General features: G+C 66.1%; 19 protein-coding genes. 3 read left to right on the top strand and 16 right to left on the bottom strand.

The window, feature by feature from the left end; translation table 11 throughout:
- Positions 1–2: 2 nt before the first annotated feature.
- From G6N13_RS15570 to G6N13_RS15550, 5 genes are all read right to left on the bottom strand, one after another.
- Positions 3–893, bottom strand: a complete 891-nt coding sequence (locus G6N13_RS15570) for a phosphatidate cytidylyltransferase (RefSeq protein WP_163698386.1) — start codon at positions 891–893, stop codon at positions 3–5.
- Positions 893–1,450, bottom strand: coding sequence for a ribosome recycling factor (frr, locus tag G6N13_RS15565; protein ID WP_132163407.1), 558 nt, complete (start codon positions 1,448–1,450; stop codon positions 893–895). Before frr ends, G6N13_RS15570 begins: the two co-directional genes overlap by 1 nt.
- A gap of 12 nt (positions 1,451–1,462) precedes the next feature.
- Positions 1,463–2,200 (bottom strand): UMP kinase, encoded by a 738-nt coding sequence (gene pyrH / locus G6N13_RS15560; RefSeq protein ID WP_163698384.1) that lies wholly within the window; start codon positions 2,198–2,200, stop codon positions 1,463–1,465.
- A 125-nt stretch (positions 2,201–2,325) separates the two neighbouring features.
- On the bottom strand, positions 2,326–2,679 hold the full coding sequence (locus tag G6N13_RS15555; protein WP_163698382.1) for a Fe-S protein: 354 nt from the start codon (positions 2,677–2,679) through the stop codon (positions 2,326–2,328).
- Between the two features lie 31 nt (positions 2,680–2,710).
- Complete coding sequence (locus G6N13_RS15550) at positions 2,711–3,394, bottom strand: class I SAM-dependent methyltransferase (RefSeq protein WP_163698380.1); 684 nt, start codon at positions 3,392–3,394, stop codon at positions 2,711–2,713.
- A gap of 46 nt (positions 3,395–3,440) precedes the next feature.
- Between G6N13_RS15550 and G6N13_RS15545 the strand changes: the two genes are divergently transcribed.
- Positions 3,441–3,857: a MarR family winged helix-turn-helix transcriptional regulator gene (locus G6N13_RS15545; protein ID WP_163698377.1), complete on the top strand. Its 417-nt coding sequence runs from the start codon at positions 3,441–3,443 to the stop codon at positions 3,855–3,857.
- Between the two features lie 3 nt (positions 3,858–3,860).
- Here the strand turns inward: G6N13_RS15545 and G6N13_RS15540 are convergent, their stop codons facing one another.
- From G6N13_RS15540 to rpsB, 10 genes are all read right to left on the bottom strand, one after another.
- Positions 3,861–5,840 (bottom strand): primary-amine oxidase, encoded by a 1,980-nt coding sequence (locus G6N13_RS15540; RefSeq protein WP_163698375.1) that lies wholly within the window; start codon positions 5,838–5,840, stop codon positions 3,861–3,863.
- Between the two features lie 6 nt (positions 5,841–5,846).
- Positions 5,847–7,367, bottom strand: a complete 1,521-nt coding sequence (locus tag G6N13_RS15535) for an APC family permease (protein WP_163698373.1) — start codon at positions 7,365–7,367, stop codon at positions 5,847–5,849.
- Positions 7,368–7,391: 24 nt separating this feature from the next.
- Positions 7,392–8,114 (bottom strand): ABC transporter ATP-binding protein, encoded by a 723-nt coding sequence (locus tag G6N13_RS15530; protein ID WP_163698371.1) that lies wholly within the window; start codon positions 8,112–8,114, stop codon positions 7,392–7,394.
- A 2-nt stretch (positions 8,115–8,116) separates the two neighbouring features.
- A complete protein-coding gene (locus tag G6N13_RS15525; protein ID WP_163698369.1) occupies positions 8,117–8,683 on the bottom strand; it encodes an ABC transporter permease in 567 nt (188 codons plus the stop codon).
- Positions 8,683–9,861, bottom strand: coding sequence for an FtsX-like permease family protein (locus G6N13_RS15520; protein ID WP_163702172.1), 1,179 nt, complete (start codon positions 9,859–9,861; stop codon positions 8,683–8,685). The genes G6N13_RS15525 and G6N13_RS15520 overlap by 1 nt, the downstream gene beginning before the upstream one ends.
- 68 nt (positions 9,862–9,929) lie before the next feature.
- Positions 9,930–11,342 carry an amidase gene (locus G6N13_RS15515; protein ID WP_163702169.1) on the bottom strand — a complete coding sequence of 471 codons (1,413 nt, stop codon included), beginning with the start codon at positions 11,340–11,342 and terminating at the stop codon, positions 9,930–9,932.
- A 40-nt stretch (positions 11,343–11,382) separates the two neighbouring features.
- Positions 11,383–12,246, bottom strand: coding sequence for an LLM class F420-dependent oxidoreductase (locus G6N13_RS15510; RefSeq protein ID WP_163698367.1), 864 nt, complete (start codon positions 12,244–12,246; stop codon positions 11,383–11,385).
- Between the two features lie 38 nt (positions 12,247–12,284).
- Positions 12,285–12,596: a hypothetical protein gene (locus G6N13_RS15505; protein WP_235677776.1), complete on the bottom strand. Its 312-nt coding sequence runs from the start codon at positions 12,594–12,596 to the stop codon at positions 12,285–12,287.
- Positions 12,597–12,728: 132 nt separating this feature from the next.
- Positions 12,729–13,544: a translation elongation factor Ts gene (gene tsf / locus G6N13_RS15500; protein ID WP_163698365.1), complete on the bottom strand. Its 816-nt coding sequence runs from the start codon at positions 13,542–13,544 to the stop codon at positions 12,729–12,731.
- Positions 13,545–13,561: 17 nt separating this feature from the next.
- Positions 13,562–14,395 (bottom strand): 30S ribosomal protein S2, encoded by an 834-nt coding sequence (gene rpsB / locus G6N13_RS15495; RefSeq protein WP_163698364.1) that lies wholly within the window; start codon positions 14,393–14,395, stop codon positions 13,562–13,564.
- Positions 14,396–14,677: 282 nt separating this feature from the next.
- Between rpsB and G6N13_RS15490 the strand changes: the two genes are divergently transcribed.
- Positions 14,678–15,175 (top strand): M23 family metallopeptidase, encoded by a 498-nt coding sequence (locus tag G6N13_RS15490; protein WP_163698361.1) that lies wholly within the window; start codon positions 14,678–14,680, stop codon positions 15,173–15,175.
- 30 nt (positions 15,176–15,205) lie between these two features.
- A complete protein-coding gene (locus tag G6N13_RS15485; protein ID WP_163698359.1) occupies positions 15,206–16,636 on the top strand; it encodes a protein adenylyltransferase SelO in 1,431 nt (476 codons plus the stop codon).
- Positions 16,637–16,640: 4 nt separating this feature from the next.
- On the opposite strand, the gene G6N13_RS15480 is transcribed toward G6N13_RS15485, so the two are convergent.
- Positions 16,641–17,534 carry a tyrosine recombinase XerC gene (locus G6N13_RS15480; RefSeq protein WP_407663931.1) on the bottom strand — a complete coding sequence of 298 codons (894 nt, stop codon included), beginning with the start codon at positions 17,532–17,534 and terminating at the stop codon, positions 16,641–16,643.
- Positions 17,535–17,615 lie beyond the last annotated feature (81 nt).

Genomic DNA, 17,615 nt, shown 5'->3' with positions numbered 1-17,615 from the left:
GCTCAGGCCAGCAGCGTCAGGACGATCCAGCCGGCGACCGCCGACGGCAGCATCGCATCGATGCGGTCCATGATCCCGCCGTGGCCCGGCAGCAGCGTTCCCATGTCCTTGATGCCCAGGTCGCGCTTGACCTGGGACTCGACCAGATCGCCGAGCACACCGGTGATCACCAGCATCAATCCGAGCGGCAGACCGACCCAGGCGGGCTTGTGCAGCAGGAACGTCACCGACAGCACGGCGGCGCCGATACCGAACAGCAGGGAGCCGCCCAGGCCCTCCCAGGACTTCTTGGGGCTGATTGCCGGGGCCAGCAGGTGCTTGCCGAACAGCACACCCGCGGTATAGCCGCCGATATCGGCGAACACGACGGTGGCGATCACGATGAACACCCGGGCACCGCCGTTGTCCTGGAAGATCAGCAGCGCGGTGAAACTCGCGAACAACGGCACCCAGGTGGCCAGCAGAACGGTGGCGGCGATATCACGCAGATAATTGACCGGCTGCTCGCGCAGCCCTTGGCCGAGTAGGCGCCACACCATCGCGACCACGATCGTGCCGCCGTAGGCGCCCAGCGTCCCGGGGACGCCCCAGGGCCAGGCCAGCCAGATCATCGCCTGGCCGCCGAGCAACAGCGGCACAACGGGCAGCACGTAGCCGTGCTCACGCAACCGGCGGACCACCTCGTGGGTGGCGATCGCGATCGCGATGGCCAGCAGCGGAAACCACCATTTGGGCGCGAACAGCAGGCTGCCGATCGCCATCGCGCCGAGCGCGGCGCCGACGGCGATCGCGGCGGGCAGATCACGGCCGGCGCGAGAGGTCTTCTTCTCCGCCGCGGGACCGGGTGCGCCGGATTCGGTATCTGCCACAGGCACTGGTTGCTGAGCGGCCATCAGACCTCCAGCAACTCGCCTTCTTTGTGCTTGACCAATTCGTCGATCTGACCGACGTAGGTCCCGGTGGCCTTGTCCAGATCCTTCTCCGCGCGACCGACCTCGTCCTCGCCGGCCTCGCCGTCCTTGCGGATGCGGTGCAGTTCCTCCATCGCACGACGGCGGATGTTGCGCACCGAGACCTTGGCATCCTCACCCTTGGACTTGGCCTGCTTGACCAGATCCCGGCGACGTTCCTCGGTGAGCTGCGGGATCGACACCCGGATGATGTTGCCGTCGTTGGTGGGGTTGACGCCCAGGTCGGAGTTGCGGATGGCGTCCTCGATCGCGCGCAGCTGCGACGCCTCGTACGGCTTGATGACGACCATCCGCGCCTCGGGCACGTTCACGCTCGACAGCTGCGTGATCGGAGTCGGTGATCCGTAGTAGTCAACGACGACGCGCGCGAACATGCCGGGGTTGGCCCGTCCGGTCCGGATGGACGACAAGTCGTCGCGGGCGACCGCGACGGCCTTCTCCATTTTCTCTTCGGCATCGAAGAGAGCCTCTTCAATCACTTCCGCGCCTCCTCAGCTGACCAGGGTTCCGATCTTCTCACCTGCGACCGCCCGGGCGATATTCCCATCGGTCAGCAGGTTGAAGACCAGGATCGGCATACCGTTGTCCATGCACAAACTGAAGGCGGTGGCATCGGCCACCTGAAGGCCGCGGTCGAGGACCTCGCGGTGGCTGATCTCGGTGAGCATCTCGGCGTTCGGGTCTTGGCGAGGGTCGGCGGTGAAGACGCCGTCGACCGCCTTGGCCATCAGCACGATGTCGGCACGAATCTCCAGTGCCCGCTGCGCGGCGGTGGTGTCAGTGGAGAAGTACGGCAGCCCCATGCCTGCGCCGAAAATCACCACGCGCCCCTTCTCCAAGTGGCGCACCGCGCGCAGCGGAATGTAGGGCTCGGCGACCTGACCCATGGTGATGGCCGTCTGCACGCGGGTGACGATGCCTTCCTTCTCCAAGAAGTCTTGTAGCGCAAGGCTGTTCATCACCGTACCGAGCATGCCCATGTAATCCGAGCGGGTACGTTCCATCCCGCGCTGCTGCAATTGGGCACCACGGAAAAAATTTCCGCCGCCGATCACGACAGCAACCTGGGCGCCGCTGCGCACCACATCGGCGATCTGACGGGCAACCAGGGCGACAACGTCGGGATCCAGCCCGACCGACCCGCCGCCGAACATCTCGCCGCCGAGCTTGAGGACCACCCTGTTGAAATGCGGCCGCAGTTCCTGCGAATGCGTCGCCGTCTCCCCCATCAGACTCCTCCGAAATAGTCTCCGCTCCGGGCATGAGAGTGCCATCCCGGCGGCTTTCGAGACGGCACTTCCATCCTGCCTTATCGGCGAAGCTGGCGATTTTCCGGGTTATGCCTGGTGCACGGTCACCAAAGGACGGCGATGGCCGCTGCCGTCAGCGATAGGACCCCCACCGCGACGAACACCGGACGCGGGACGGGTTCCCCCGTGCGCCGCTGCCGGGCATTGCCCATGCCGAGCAGGCCACCAATCACGATCAGAATGATCAGCTTGACCCCAATCTTGGGATAGTTCAGGACAATTCCGGCCGGCCATGGTGCCGCCAGTGCGATCCCGGTGAGCAACGAAACCAGCAATCCGTAGTCCATCACCCGGGTGGTGCGGAATCGCCGGGCCGCCGCCTCGGCCACCCACGCGCCGAAGGTTGCGGCGAACCCGACGATGTGCAGCAAGATAACTACGTTGCGTAGTAGTTCCATGCGGCCAGCATACTTTCGCCCCCATCAACCCTTAGCCGAGGTGAGCCGACAACAGCCAGGCCGACAGCGACTTGCGGCCTCCCGCCTCGTCACGCAGGTCGCCACCGGCGAACTCGACCATCGTCGCCATCGTTTCCTCCGGCACATTGGCATGGATGCGCGCGGGACGGATCTCGTCGATCACCCAGTACGGCTCGACAGCGGCGCGCAACTCGGGCTCGGTCACCGGGTGCGCCGGCCCGTTGGCGGGCATCGTGGCAGCGTCGAAGACCAGCACAAAGTACGACGCCCCGGGAGCGGCGGCCCGCACGATCGAGCGCTGGTAGCCGTCGCGGAGCTCGACGGGCATCGCGTGGAACAGCGTGGAGTCGACGATGGTGCCGAACCGGCCGTCATAGCCGTCGAAATCGGCGATGTTGGCAATGTCAAAGCTGGCGTTGGTCACGCCACGCTTGGCAGCCTCGGCGCGGGCCAGCTCGATCGCCGTCGGCGAGAGGTCCAGGCCGACGGTGGTGAAGCCACGCTCGGCGAGGAACAACGAGACCGCACCCTCCCCGCAGCCGGCGTCGAGCACGTCGCCGTGGAACTTGCCCGCCTCGATGAGGGCGGCGATTTCGGGCTGCGGCTCGTCAATGCTCCAGGGCGGTCGGAAGCCCTCGAACTCGGTAGCCGTGCGTTGATATGCCGAATCGAACAGATCGTCAGGTGTGGTCATACCTCTACGAATATCAATCAGATTGATATATGTCAATATCATTGACATGAGCCAATGCCGTGACGAGCCGCTGGGGTACCTGCTGCACCGGGTGGCCTCAGCACTGCGCGCCGAAGTGACCGCCACCGCACTCGACCCGGTGGGCCTGTCGTTCCCGCAGTACATCTGCATGCGGATCCTGTCCACGTTGCCCGAGCGCTCCAATGCCGAGCTGGCCCGCGACACCGGGGTCTCGCCGCAGGCGATGAACATGGTGCTGCGCAGCCTCGAAGACCGCGAATTGGTCAGTCGCCCGGCCAGTGTGGAATCCGGACGCTCACTGCCGGCGAAGCTCACCCGCGCCGGCGCGGAGCTGTTGGCGCGCACCGACACCGGCGTGCGGGCCGCCGAGCAGCGGTTGATGGGGGATCTGAGCGCCGAGCAGCGGCGAGAGTTCCGCAGAATCCTCGCCGCCCTCGGCTAGCTGCTAGTGATGCGAGTGGCACGCCTTCGGCGGTGACGGCGGCAGGTCCAGCGCCGGGTTGCCGTCGAAGAAGCCGATCGGCTTCAGATGGAATCCCACGTACGCGCACGGCATCACCGGCCAGTCCTCCGGCCGCACGATGTGGTGGGCGCCGAGGGTGTACCAGAGCACCACGTCGGTGTCGTCCAGCGCAGCGTCGTCCGCGATGAACTCCGGCAGGCCCTGGGCGTCCGGTGACTGGTACATGTAGTCGCCCGCCGCGAATTTCTCGGCCGGGTCGTACTTCGTCACCCACAGATTGTGCTGGACGAATTTCGCCCGGTCATAGATGTAGGAGCCTTCCTGCACCATCACCGGAACGATCTCGCGCGGCACCAGCTTGTAGGCCACCGGGCTGCCGAGTTCGTTCTTCTTGGACGGGTTGGTCACCTTCCAGTACCGGCCGGTGTTCCAGTTCCAATCCCTGGCACCCTCGGCTTCCGAAGCCACCAAAGTGTCCTTCGTGATCCAGGCGTTCTTGTGCGGATTGCGCTCCGGATCTGGCTCCGGAATCGAATCCACTTCGTAGACGCTATTTTTCGCGCCATCGACGCTCATGTCGAGGCGGAAGTTGAAGAAGTGCTGGTGATTGGGGCCGTAGATACCGGGTGCGACCAACTTGCCCCAGCGCGGTGATTCCCCTTCTTTGATCGCGCCAGTGGTGAGCACGCCGGAGAGCTTGACCTCGACCTCGATGGACGCATCGTTGTAGAAGTACCAGAAAAACCCGTACTCGTAGTTGCCGACCGTGCAGATCATCGAGACGACGAGTCGCCGCGAGCGACGCACCTCCACCTCACCGGTGCGGAAATCCGTGTGCTTCCAGGAGATTCCGTAGTCCTCCTCATGCATGCAGATGGCGTTGGGAATCGTCACCGCATTGCCGTCGGAGTCGTTGACCGTGCCGTCGAAGTAGAAGATCTCGCCCAGACAGTCACACCCCAGGGTCAATGGATTGGCCGAAAAGCCCATGCCCACTTCACCCATGTCGAACACGTTCTTGTTCCAGTGGGTCGGTGAGGTGTCGCCGTAGGGCACCACCATTTCCGAGAGCGAACCGCGATACAGGATCGGACGGGTCTCGCCCCGGTCGGTGTAGGTCACCTCATGGATGGTGACGCCCTCCCGCGGATTGAAGCCCACCCGCAGAGACCACTTCTGCCACTGCACCTTCCAGCCGTCGACGGTGAAGCTCGGCCCTTCCGGCTGGGTGATGTCGATGGTCTTGACGTCATCACGGAACTGGGTGAACGCGGGCCGGTTATCCTCATCGAACATGAACTGCGCCGAATAGTTGCCCGCCTTCGGCGGCAGCGGCACCACCCCGTGATCCTCCACCTCGAGCACCGTCATCGTGTCCAGGTCGAACGTCACAATCACGCCTTCGACCGGGCGCGCATAACCGTGTTCGGAAGCCGCCGCCCGCATGAATGTCAGCGGCCGGCAGATCAGCGGCGAGTTCTGGTAGTGGTCCTGGGCACCGTAATAACCGGCCGGCCACGGATCGATCATCGCCAGGTCGAAATCGGTGATGCCGCGCTTGCGCATCGCCTCCCGCCAACGCGGGTCGGCGCGCACGACTTCCTCAACCCCGGTCATATGCTCGACCAGATACGACGGGAAGCGGCCCGGGATCGCGGTCCAGGTCTCCACCACCCGGGCCCCGATGTCGACGACCGATTCGTAAACCAGCTTGGCCGCCGCGTCGTACATCGTGACGAATGCCCGCCTCGGCACGTCGGAGACCGCCTGATACGTCAACTGGGCGTTCTTCTCCGGCTCCGCGAGCTGAATCATCACGAATTTCATTGTCGGACTGGCATATTCCGAGTCCTTGACGACTGCCGCGGCGGCCTCGATCTCGGCCCCGGTCAGCGGGTCGAGAGGATAACAGGCACGGTCGTCGGTCATCGCCGTGCTCAGCACGGTGCTATCCATGGTCATATCGAGCTAAACCGCCTCGGGGCTGGGGGTTTCGGATTTCTTGAGATCCAGCACGGCCAGGTGGGCCAGTGCATCCTCTTGGGTCATCTTGCGCGCTGAGCGGCGACCGAAGATGTAGACGATAACGCCGAGGGCGAACATGCCCGCCGCGATGCTGCCCGTCCACGTCATCCAGGTGCTGTCGGGCACATCGGCGATCCACGACTTGGCGAACGAGTAGTAGATACCACCGATGGTGCCCACCGAGCCGATGACGACGACGATCCAGACGCCCACCGTACCGCCGGGGATACGCCAGAACTTCTCTGCCGCATAGCGGTCGGCGTACTTCTTGCGGGCGATGATGACCGGGACCAGGAAGAAGAACCCCGAGATCAACCAGGCGATGGACAACCCGCCCTGCAGGAACACGGTGACGTTGGCCATGCTGCTCTGGGAGTACAGCCCCACGATGAGCAGCGACGACAGCACGCCCTGGATGAGGATCGCCGTCACCGGGTTGCGGGTGCGCGGATTGAGGTGAGTGAAGACCCGCGGCAGGTGACGCTCCAGACCGGAGACGAAGACCAGTCGCGAGTAGGTGACCTGGTAGCTCATCAACGCCACGAAGACGATGCAGGCCAACACGACAGCCGCCACCTCCATCACGCCCGTGGGCGCGGCGGTGCCGAGCATGCCGATGACCCCGGTTACCGGGTTCACCTGGTCGGCAGGCAGCACCATAATGGTGCCCAGCGTGGTCAACAGGTAGATGAGGATCAGCGCAATCGACCCGTACACCATCATCTTCGGACCGCTCTTGCGCACCGAAAGGAACTCCGCGCCCATGTTGTACGGCGTCTCGACACCGACCAGGTAGAGCAGCACGGTGCCGTACAGGAAGCCGGCACCGGCGAAATCGGGCACCAGTGCGGCGTGCGCGGTGAACTCCTGGGCCGAGCCGTTGTTGACCGCGTAGATGATGCCCGAAATGAAGATGACGGCGGTCAAGACTGCGTACACGATGAAGACGCCGCTCATGATGCGCTGGTTGGCCGCGAGTTTGGCCAGCGCCAAGCCCACCACGGCCCACAGCAGCGCCACCTGCAGAATGATGCTGAGCGTCAGGCCGAGCTCAGCGTGGAAGGCCAGCAGCAGGAACTGCAGGATGATCGCCGGCGACGAAGCGGAGTTGAGCACTACGGGGATCCACGACAGGTAACCGCCGATGAATCCCCACGTCTCACCCATGGTTCGGGTGGCCCAGATGTACACACCGCCTTCACCGGGCCACAGGTTGCCCAGTTCGGCGACCGCCATACCCGCCGGGATCAGGAACGTGAGGATGCCGAGAATCCACATCGGGATCGCGGTCCATCCACCGGCCGCCATGATCGACGAGCCGGTGATCCAGCAAATAATGAAAACGTAGGTGGCCGTGAGGCCGAAGGTTGTCATCACCTTGGGCAGCACCTGCTCAGGGACGAGCTCTGTGGTCAGAAGCTTGTCGCGCTGGGCCGACGCTGGCGCCTCGAGTTCTTGCGTCATACGGTTACTTCCAATCCTGTTGGATCAGTTGATGATTTGTCCGTCTCGCATCCGGACAACACGGCTCGCTTCGTCGGCCACCGTGGGATCGTGGGTGCTCGCGACGACTGTGACGCCCAGCGTCGAGCACAGGTCGCGCAGCATGCGCACCACCGTCTCCCCCGTGCGGTGGTCCAGATTTGCGGTTGGTTCATCGGCCAGGACCAGCGTCGGGCTGCTGATCAGCGACCGCGCGATCGCGGTGCGCTGCTGCTCACCGCCGGACATCTTGGTCGGTTGGTGGTGCACGCGGTGACTCAGACCGACGAGGTCGAGCAGTTCCAGCGCCCGCTGGCGCAACGCTTTACGGTCATAGGGTTCGAACATGAGGGGCAGTTCGACGTTTTCGACCGCCGACAGGAACGGGATCAGGTTGTAGCTCTGAAAGATGAACCCGATCGTGTCGTGGCGCAACGACGCGAACTGGCTTTCGGTCAGTTTGGCGGTGTCGCGGCCGGCGATCAGCACCGAGCCTTTGGTCGGCCGGTCCAGGCCGCCGATGATGTTCAGCAGGGTCGACTTTCCGCTACCACTCGGCCCCATCAAGCAGACGAATTCGCCCGGCATCACCGTCAATTCGGCGGCGATCAGAGCTTTGACCACCTCGTCGCCGAGCTTGTGCAGCTTCCACACATCACTGATCTCGATCACCGGTGACGGCTCTGGCGACGGGATGAGGTCCGGGGTGGCGTCTTCGACTGCGGTCATGTCTAACCTCCGGTCGACAGGGAGCGAATGGGGGGACGCGACGCCGCGTTCCAGGTGGGCACGACGCTGGTGAGCAGGGCGGCGATGATGCTGACCGCGACGGCGATCGCCGCACCGAAGCCGATGCCGGCCAACGACACTCCGGTGGTGACCAGGCCGAGCGCGCCCATCACGACGGCGGTGATGACCGCCAGCACCACTCCGCCCAAGGCGCCAAGGACGGCGGCTACCGCGGGTTCGACCAACAGCGCGGCGATCACGGATCCGCGTGGCACACCGGTGGCCCCGAGCACACCGAGTTCGCGGGTGCGGTGCGAGATCGTGCGAGTGGTGGCGACCGCGACCTCGACGACACCGACCAGCAGCACGGTGATCGCGATCAGGATGACCGCCCGGCCGATTTCGGCGGCATGGCCCAGCGCTGCCGACTGGGCTTGGATGCCCGCCGACATCCCGAAGACGATGACCACGAGGAACGCGCCCGTCGCGGTGGTGACGATCGGCAGCACCATCTCGCGAACGCGGCGCCGTGCGGCCAGCCAGCCGTAGGAGAGTCCGAACGTGATCATCAGCGGCCTCCGAGCAGGTCGACCGGACGGTTCTGCAGCAGGCGGTGCACGGGTATCAGCGCGCCGACGATCGACATCGCCGGCAGGAAGCCCGCGACCATGCCGGCGGCCTGCAACCAGGCGATCGGTGTCGCGACGCCCGGGATCACCAGCCACACAGCGATACCCGCGGTGAGCACGCCCAGCACATGGGCCGCCACAAAGACGACGGCAGACTCCACCAGGAAGAAGTAGAGCACCTCGTCGGCCAGCCCGATGCTGGACATGATGCCGAATTCCCGCCGGCGTTCCTGTACCGCGGCCAGGAAAGATGACACGGCGATGATGAACCCCAGGATCAGGCCGATGATCGAGATGATCCCCAGAGTGGAGCTGGTGACCTTGCCGGAGAACAACGCCGAATACTTCTGGTCGAACGTCAGGGGGCCGGTGCCGCCCACCGTGTCATAGATCAGTCCGGCTCCGGCCGGGTCCGGCGTGACCGACGGGTCGGCGGTCGAGGGCAGACCGACGGCACCGCCGAAGGTGCTGCCGAGGCTGCGGCTCTTCTCTTGCCCGGCCGGCGCGTACACCGTCCACCATCCGTTGTCGCCGACGATGGTGCGGGCAAGTGGTGTCGCGACCGTCACGGACTGGCCGCCGGCACCGACCTGGACCTCAAGATCCTGGCCGCCGACGACGATCCGGTCACCGTCGTGCTTGCCGAGGCGCTGTGCCACGTCGGATCCCAAAAGTGCTTGGCCGTAGGGTGTTTCATCGTCACCGCGCAGCGCGACCGATGCCCCGTTGATATCGGTGGCCCCGGAGAGCGTCGCGATCGCACGCCACCCCTGCGGGGCACTGATCGCCGGGGCGGGGCCATCGGCGACGAGCGCCTGCACGGTGCTGTCGTAGTGCACTCCGGCGGCGGGGATTGCCCACAGCTGCGCGCCGCCCAGCACGTCGGTCACCGAGTCGGCGCCGGTGATGGCGAAGCTCGACGAAATGGTGCGCACCACCGTCACACAGGTGAGGGCCAGTGCGATGCCGAGAACAGACAGCACGAAGCGCTCGGGCCTGCGGCGGATGTTCGCCCAGGCAAACCGGAGGAGACACCCAATGGTGTTGTTTCCGGATGAGGTGGCGATCGGCGGTGGTCGCGAAATTACCGTGGAGGCAGGGGTTTCCACACCGCCAATATTCGGCGCGCCCTGTTTCGCGGACCGCAGCCGCTGATGTCGACGGGGTTACGGCAACCCCAGCGCTGTTAAATCAACGTGTCTACACCCAGGCGCGGCCATGGCTCGGCGGCCTCGAGTTCGAAGGCCAGTTCCAGCAGCCTGCGGTCGTGGCCCAGCGGCCCCGACAGCATCATGCCCACCGGCAAGCCGGACGCGGATTGCGCCAGCGGTAACGAGATTGCCGGCTCGCCGGTCGCATTCTGCAGTGGCGTGAACGCCACCCACTCCATCAGACGGTCCATGATCTGGTCATAACTCGCCGTCGGGTCGAGATGGCCGACCCGCACCGGTTCGCCCGCCAGTGTCGGCATAAGCACCACATCGTGTGAGCGGTACATCCGCGCGGTGGCCCGCCGCAACGTCGACAGCCGGAGGATCGCCAGCGGAAGCTTGTGCAGGTTGCGGACCGCGTGCCGTTCCAGACCCACCGTCAGGTTGTCCAACCGGTTGCGGTCGAAGGAGGGACCGAATGCGCGTGGCCCCATCCGCACCTGAGCCATCGCCAAAAACGCCCAATACAACACGAAGTCGTCGACGAACGATGTCGGGATCGGCACCTCGTCGAGGTATTCGACCCGATGACCCAACCCTTCGAGCAGGGCGGCGGTTTTGAGGGTGAGCTCCTTGACCTCCGGGCTGCACTCCTGGACGACCGAGCGGGTCAGAACGGCGATCCGCAGCCGGGGTCCCGGCGATTCGACGTTGCCGATCGGGCGCAATTTCGGGTTGGGACAGATCTTTTCGAGCTCGCGGTAGAAGGCCGCGGTATCGCGGACCGAGCGGGTGACCACACCGTTGGCCACGATCCGGACTGGCATCTGGCGAAGGTCGGCATCGAGTGGCACCCGGCCGCGAGAGGGCTTGAGGCCGACAAGTCCGTTGCAGGACGCGGGAATTCGGATCGAGCCGCCACCGTCGTTGGCGTGGGCGATCGGCACCACACCGGCGGCGACGAATGCGGCGGAACCCGAGGATGACGCACCGGCGGTGTAGTCGGTATGCCACGGGTTGCGCACCGGACCCAGGCGGGGATGCTCGGCGGCCGCACTGAAACCGAATTCCGACATCTGCGTCTTGCCCAGTGGGGTCAGGCCGGTCGCCAGGTAGGCCTTGGCGAAATCACCATCGGCGGCTTCCGGGCGCGGCTGCCAGGCGTCGGTCCCCCGCATCGTCGGCATACCCGCGACCGCGACATTGTCTTTGACGAAGCTCGGAACGCCGTCGAAAAAGCTGCCTCGTGATCGCTGGATATCGGCCCGCGCCCGGTCGAAGGCTTCGTAGACCAATCCGTTCAGCTGCGGATTGACCTTCTCGGTGCGGGCGATCGCGGCCTCGACAAGCTCAGCGGGTGACACCGTGCGGGTGCGGAGGGCATCGACCAGAGCTACCGCATCCAGGTCACCGAGCGCGTCGTCGCCGAAGGCGTGCACATGTTGCATTCCACCGACGCTAGCAGGCACGTGTTCAATAGTGGCCGGCCTACCGGGGCAGGTCAGCCGCCACAGCCTCCAACGCCGCCAGGTGGCCGTCGACCCCGCCCAAACCGGCGCCCATCGTGTTGATCGAGACGTGGGTGGCACCGGCCGCCGCCCAGGCCGCCAGGCCCTCGGCCACCGTGTCGCGGCCACGAGACCAGTCGACCCGGCCCTCCATGCCCAGTGCCGCCGGATCGCGGCCGACGGCCACCGCTGCGCGCTCCACCGCTTCGCGCGCCTCCTCGAGCCCGTGCCCGGGCGGCACCATCGGGAACCAGCCGTCGCCCAGGCGGCCGGCCCGCTCATAGGCACGCCGCGAGGCCGCGCCGAACCACACCGGGATGGGCCGCTGAATCGGCAACGGGGCCAGGCCCGCGCCGGTGACCGCGTGATAGCGCCCCTCGACGGTGACGCTGGGCTCGGTCCAGAGCCGGCGCATCACGTCGACCTGCTCCTCGGAACGGCGGCCACGGTTGGAGAAATCCTCGCCGAGTGCTTCGTATTCAACGGCGTTCCAGCCCAACCCAATTCCGAGTCGCAGCCGTCCGCCACTGAGCAGGTCCACCTCGGCGGCCTGTTTGGCCACCAGGGCCGTCTGGCGCTGCGGCAGGATGATCACACCGGTCACCAATTCCACCGTCTGCGTCACGGCAGCCAGGTAACCGAACATCACCAGCGGTTCATGGAAGGTGGTGCGGACGTCATACGGTCCGGCCCAGCCCTGGTGCACCGCCGGGTCCGCGCCCAGCACGTGGTCGTAGGCCAGGATGTGGGTGAACCCCAGTTCCTCGACCCGCTGCCCGTAGGCGCGGACCGCGCCGGCGTCGCCGCCGAGTTCAGTTTGGGGGAAGGTGACTCCGATGCGCATGGCTCATCCAACCGCAGACGCGCGGGGATGCTTCCCGGCTACGGCGGGGGAGCCATGTTGTTGACCGCGAATTCCGCGGTGTCAGACGTGCAGCTCAACAGAACCGGCAGCGTCATGGCATTGCCGGTGTAGCAGGTGAAGGGACCGATCTGCTGGTACTTCTCGCCTTCGGCCTGGTATTGGGCCGCCGTGGCATACGCATCGCCGCAAGTGATCGGACCGTGGACGATGTCGATTTGGGATTGATTCTGGGGCGGACAGCTCAGCCCCGGCGCCGCCGAGACCACCGCGAAACTCCCCATCAGTAACGCCACGCTGGCCGCGGGAACGAAAAGCTTCGTGATCGCCATGCCAAATTGTCACACGCGTAACACCGCCGCGTTCGGCTTTGTCCGGGAATGGCAAAACCCCGCGTCTCCGGGATCGCCGGGTTGACGCGGGGTTTTCCAGTGGACGGCCTTGTTGGTGCCGCCCAAGCTTTGTCAGGCCTGACCGACCTCGAACCGGGCGAACCGGGTCACTGTCACGCCGGCCTCGTCGAGCAGGGCCTTGACCGTCTTCTTGCTGTCGGAGACCGACGGCTGCTCCAGCAGCACGACATCCTTGTAGAAGCCCGTGACGCGACCCTCGATGATCTTGGGCAGCGCCTGCTCGGGCTTGCCCTCGGCCTTAGCCGTCTCCTCGGCAATGTGGCGCTCGTTGGCCACGATGTCGGCGGGGACGTCCTCGCGAGTCAGGTACTTCGCCTTCAGCGCGGCGATCTGCAGGGCCACGGCGTGCGCTGCGTCCTTTCCGTCACCCGTGTACTCGACCAGCACACCCACGGCGGGCGGCAGGTCGGCAGCACGCTTGTGCAGGTAGGCCTCGACGTTGCCGTCGAAGTACGCCGCACGGCGCAGTTCGAGCTTCTCGCCGATCTTGGCCGACAGCTCCGCGATGGCCTGCTCGACCGTCTTGTCACCAACCTTGGCGGCCTTGAGGGCCTCGACGTCGGTGGCTTTCGCTGCGGCCGCGGCGTCCACCACATCGTTGGCCAGCTGCTGGAATTCAGCGTTCTTGGCCACGAAGTCGGTCTCGGAGTTGATCTCGATCAGCGCACCGCCCTTGGCAGCGACCAGACCTTCGGCGGTGGCACGCTCAGCGCGCTTGCCGACGTCCTTGGCGCCCTTGATGCGAAGCGCCTCGACAGCCTTGTCGAAATCGCCGTCATTCTCGGCGAGGGCATTCTTACAGTCGAGCATGCCTGCGCCGGTGAGCTCCCGAAGCCGCTTTACGTCGGCAGCGGTGTAGTTAGCCATGTGGCCCTTCCTACGAATTAAGAAGCGTCAGTGGTGGTTGCAACAGGTTCAGCGGCCGGCCCAGCATCATTGGGGGCCGACGCGGTTGCACTGGCCAGCAGCTCCTGCTCCCACTCGGCCAGCGGTTCGGCAGCGGCTTCGGGCTTGTCGCCCGCGCCGGCACCGGAGCGAGCCTTCAGACCCTCGGCCACCGCGGAGGCAATCACCTTGGTCAGCAGAGCTGCCGAGCGGATCGCGTCGTCGTTACCCGGGATCGGGTAGTTGACCTGGTCGGGATCGCAGTTGGTGTCCAGGATCGCGATGACCGGAATGCCCAGCTTGATGGCCTCGCTGATGGCGAGGTGCTCTTTGTTGGTGTCGACGACCCACACCGCCGAGGGCACCTTGGCCATGTCGCGGATACCACCGAGAGACCGCTCGAGCTTGGTCTTCTCGCGGGTCAGCATCAGGATTTCCTTCTTGGTGCGACCCTCGAAGCCACCGGTCTGCTCCATGGCCTCGAGCTCCTTCATCCGCTGAAGGCGCTTGTGCACGGTCTGGAAGTTGGTGAGCATGCCACCCAGCCAGCGCTGGTTCACGTAGGGCATGCCGACGCGGGTCGCCTCTTCGGCGATGGACTCCTGAGCCTGCTTCTTGGTGCCGACGAACAGGATGGTGCCGCCGTGGGCGACGGTCTCCTTGACGAATTCGTAAGCCTGATCGATGTAGGTCAGCGTCTGCTGCAGATCGATGATGTAGATGCCGTTGCGGTCGGTGAAGATAAACCGCTTCATCTTGGGGTTCCAGCGTCGGGTCTGGTGCCCGAAGTGCGTGCCGCTGTCAAGCAGCTGCTTCATGGTTACAACAGCCATGTGTGGCCATACCTCATTAGGTTGTCGGTTGTGGCCCGGCTTCGGGTGAAGCCCTGCCCTGGCGCCTGAGGCATGCCGACCCGCGGACGGGACCAACCGGCATGCGTAGTGCAAGTTGCATTGGCAAACTTGCGGACAGACGCGCGAAGTCAACCCGCTCGCGCGAGTTGCGGGTCAAAGTTTACACCGCCGCAACGGGTGCTTTGTCCACAGCGGCTTGCCGGTCCACAGGGCTGGCATCTGGGCCTTTCATTTCGGCGACTGGGCGGCTGAACTGGGGTGATGCGCGTCATCGCGGTGGTTGCCTCGGTCGCGCTGCTGTGTGCGCCCGCAGCCTGGGCTGATTCCGGACGACTGGTGTGGCCGCTGCGGCCGCTGCCGGCGGTGACCAGGACGTTCGACGCGCCGTCGCCGGATTGGCAGCGAGGGCACCGCGGGGTCGACCTGGCCGGGGTGCCCGACCAGCCGGTCTATGCGGCCGGATCGGGCACCGTGGTGTTCGCCGGCACGCTGGCCGGGCGCCCGGTGGTGTCGCTGGTCCATGCCGGCGGGCTGCGTACCAGCTACGAACCGGTCGAGGCGGTGGTGCGGGCCGGCCAGTTGGTGGACGCCTCGACGGCGCTGGGCCGGCTGTTGCCCGGTCATGCGGGGTGTCCGGCCGCGGCCTGCCTGCACTGGGGCGCGATGTGGGGTGCGGCGTCACGAGCCGACTACATCGACCCGCTGGGACTGCTGGCCAGCACGCCGATCCGGCTCAAACCACTGGCGGGCTCCAGCTAGGCGCGTGGATCGTCCGTAGGCTCAACATCGATGAGCATTGCGCCCGACACGACCGTCGTCCTCGGCCACCGGTTCGCCACCGAGCTGCCCGAAATTGCGCTGCGCTGGCAGGCCGAATCCGCGCCTGATCCGCGGCTGCTGGTGCTCAACGAATCGCTGGCCGCTGAGCTCGGTCTGGATCCGGCGTGGTTGCGCGGCCCCGACGGGATCGGCCTTCTGGTCGGGACTCGACTGCCCGCAGACGCGGAGCCGGTCGCGCAGGGGTATGCCGGCCATCAGTTTGGCGGCTGGGTGCCACGCCTGGGCGACGGTCGGGCCCTACTGCTCGGCGAACTGATCGACACCGACGAGCGGTTGCGCGATCTGCACCTCAAGGGATCGGGGCGCACCCCGTTCGCTCGCGGCGGCGACGGTCTGGCGGCTGTCGGCCCGATGCTGCGCGAATACCTCATCAGCGAAGCAATGCACGCGCTGGGCATTCCGACCACCCGCGCGCTGTCGGTCGTCGCCACCGGGCGCCCCGTCCAGCGCGAAACCCTGCTCGGCGGCGCCGTGCTGGCCCGGATCGCGACGAGCCATCTGCGCGTCGGCAGCTTCCAATACGTCAGGACCGCAGGCGATCTCGCGTTGCTGCGCCGCCTCGCCGATCACGCGATCAGCAGGCACTGCCCAGGTGCCGCCGAGACGGAGAATCCGTATCTGGCGCTGCTCGATTCGGTGGTCGCCGTGCAGGCGAACCTCATCGCACAGTGGATGCTGGCCGGATTCGTTCACGGCGTGATGAACACCGACAACATGACGATCTCCGGCGAGACGATCGACTACGGGCCGTGTGCGTTCATGGACGCCTTCGACCCGAAGACGGTGTTCAGCTCGATTGACTCCTTCGGCCGGTATGCCTACGGCAACCAACCGGCGATCGCCGCCTGGAATCTGACCCGCTTGGCCGAGGCACTGCTGGCGTTGATCAGCGATGACCAGGACCGCGCGGTCGAGCTCGCCACGGAGTCGCTGCAGCGGTTCGCACCGCTGTACTCAGCGGCGTGGTCGGCGGGCATGCGCCGGAAGCTGGGGTTGGGCAACGAGGTCGACGACACCGTGGCTCAACAGCTCGTCGACGAGCTATTGGGGATGCTCGAGAGCGAACGCGTCGACTACACCTCTTTCTTCCGAGGGCTCGCTTCCGGCGAGATCGATCCGCCGTTCGAGGTGTGGGCTGCCCGGTGGCGCAGCCTGGACCCGGACAGCGAGGCAATGCAACGGGCGAACCCCGTCTACATACCGCGCAATCACCTGGTCGAGGAGGCGTTGGCCGCTGCCGCGACGGGCGACATGGAACCGTTCCACCGACTACTCGCGGTGATCAGCTCACCGTACGACGAGCGCACCGGGTACGAGCGCTACGCCGAACCCGCACCCGAGAACTTTGGGCGTTGCTTTCAAACTTTCTGCGGCACTTAAGTTTTCAAGCCCGCGGATGAGCCTGATCGTGCACGGCGCGCAGCCGTGCGACAGTCACATGGGTGTAGAGCTGGGTGGTGGCCAGCGTGGAATGGCCCAGGATCTCCTGAACGATGCGCAGGTCCGCCCCACCTTCCAGCAGATGCGTGGCAGCGCTGTGCCGCAGGCCGTGCGGACCCATGTCGGGGGCGCCGTCGACGGCCGCGACCGTCTGATGCACGACGGTGCGGGCCTGGCGAGGATCGAGCCGACGGCCGCGTGGGCCCAGTAGGAGTGCCGGGCCGGATTCGGGTTTGACCAGTTCCGGCCGCCCGTCGGTCAGCCACGCGCTCAGCGCGTCGGCCGCCGGCGCCCCGAACGGGACGGTGCGCTGTTTGTTGCCCTTGCCCAGCACGCGCAGCAGCCGACGGCCGGTGTCGACGTCGTCGATGTCCAGCCCGCACAGCTCGCTGACGCGGATGCCGGTGGCGTAGAGCAGCTCGACGATCAGCCGGTCCCGGATAGCCAGCGGGTCGCCCTGTTCGGCACCGAGGTCGGCGGCGGCCATGGCGGCCAGCGCCTGATCCTGACGCAGCACCGCGGGCAGGGTGCGGCGAGCCTTCGGCAGCTGCAGACGGACCGCAGGGTCGTCGGCCAGCAGACCGCGGCGGGTAGCCCACGCGGTGAAGGTCTTGACCGCCGAGGTGCGACGGGCCAGCGTCGTGCGGGCTGCCCCGGCGGCGGATTGCGCGGCCAGCCAGGAGCGCAGCAGCGGCAGACTCAGGCCCGCCAGACCGGAGCCGGGGGCACGTTCGTCGACGAAGGCGAACAGCGAGCGCAGGTCGGTGAGGTAGGCGCGGCGAGTGTGCTCGGAGCGGGTGCGCTCCAGTACGAGATGCTCGGCGTAATCGTCAAGGATCGCGTCGTAGTCGCCGGGGTCCACTTCCCTACGGTCGCACCTGCGGACGCCGACTCGGGCACGCCGGCGCGGCGTGTCCGC

The sequence above is a fragment of the Mycolicibacterium sarraceniae genome (assembly GCF_010731875.1).
Taxonomy (GTDB): Bacteria; Actinomycetota; Actinomycetes; order Mycobacteriales; family Mycobacteriaceae; genus Mycobacterium; species Mycobacterium sarraceniae.
Note: the sequence above shows the minus strand (reverse complement) of the source record. Positions and strands in the feature narration are given on the sequence as shown.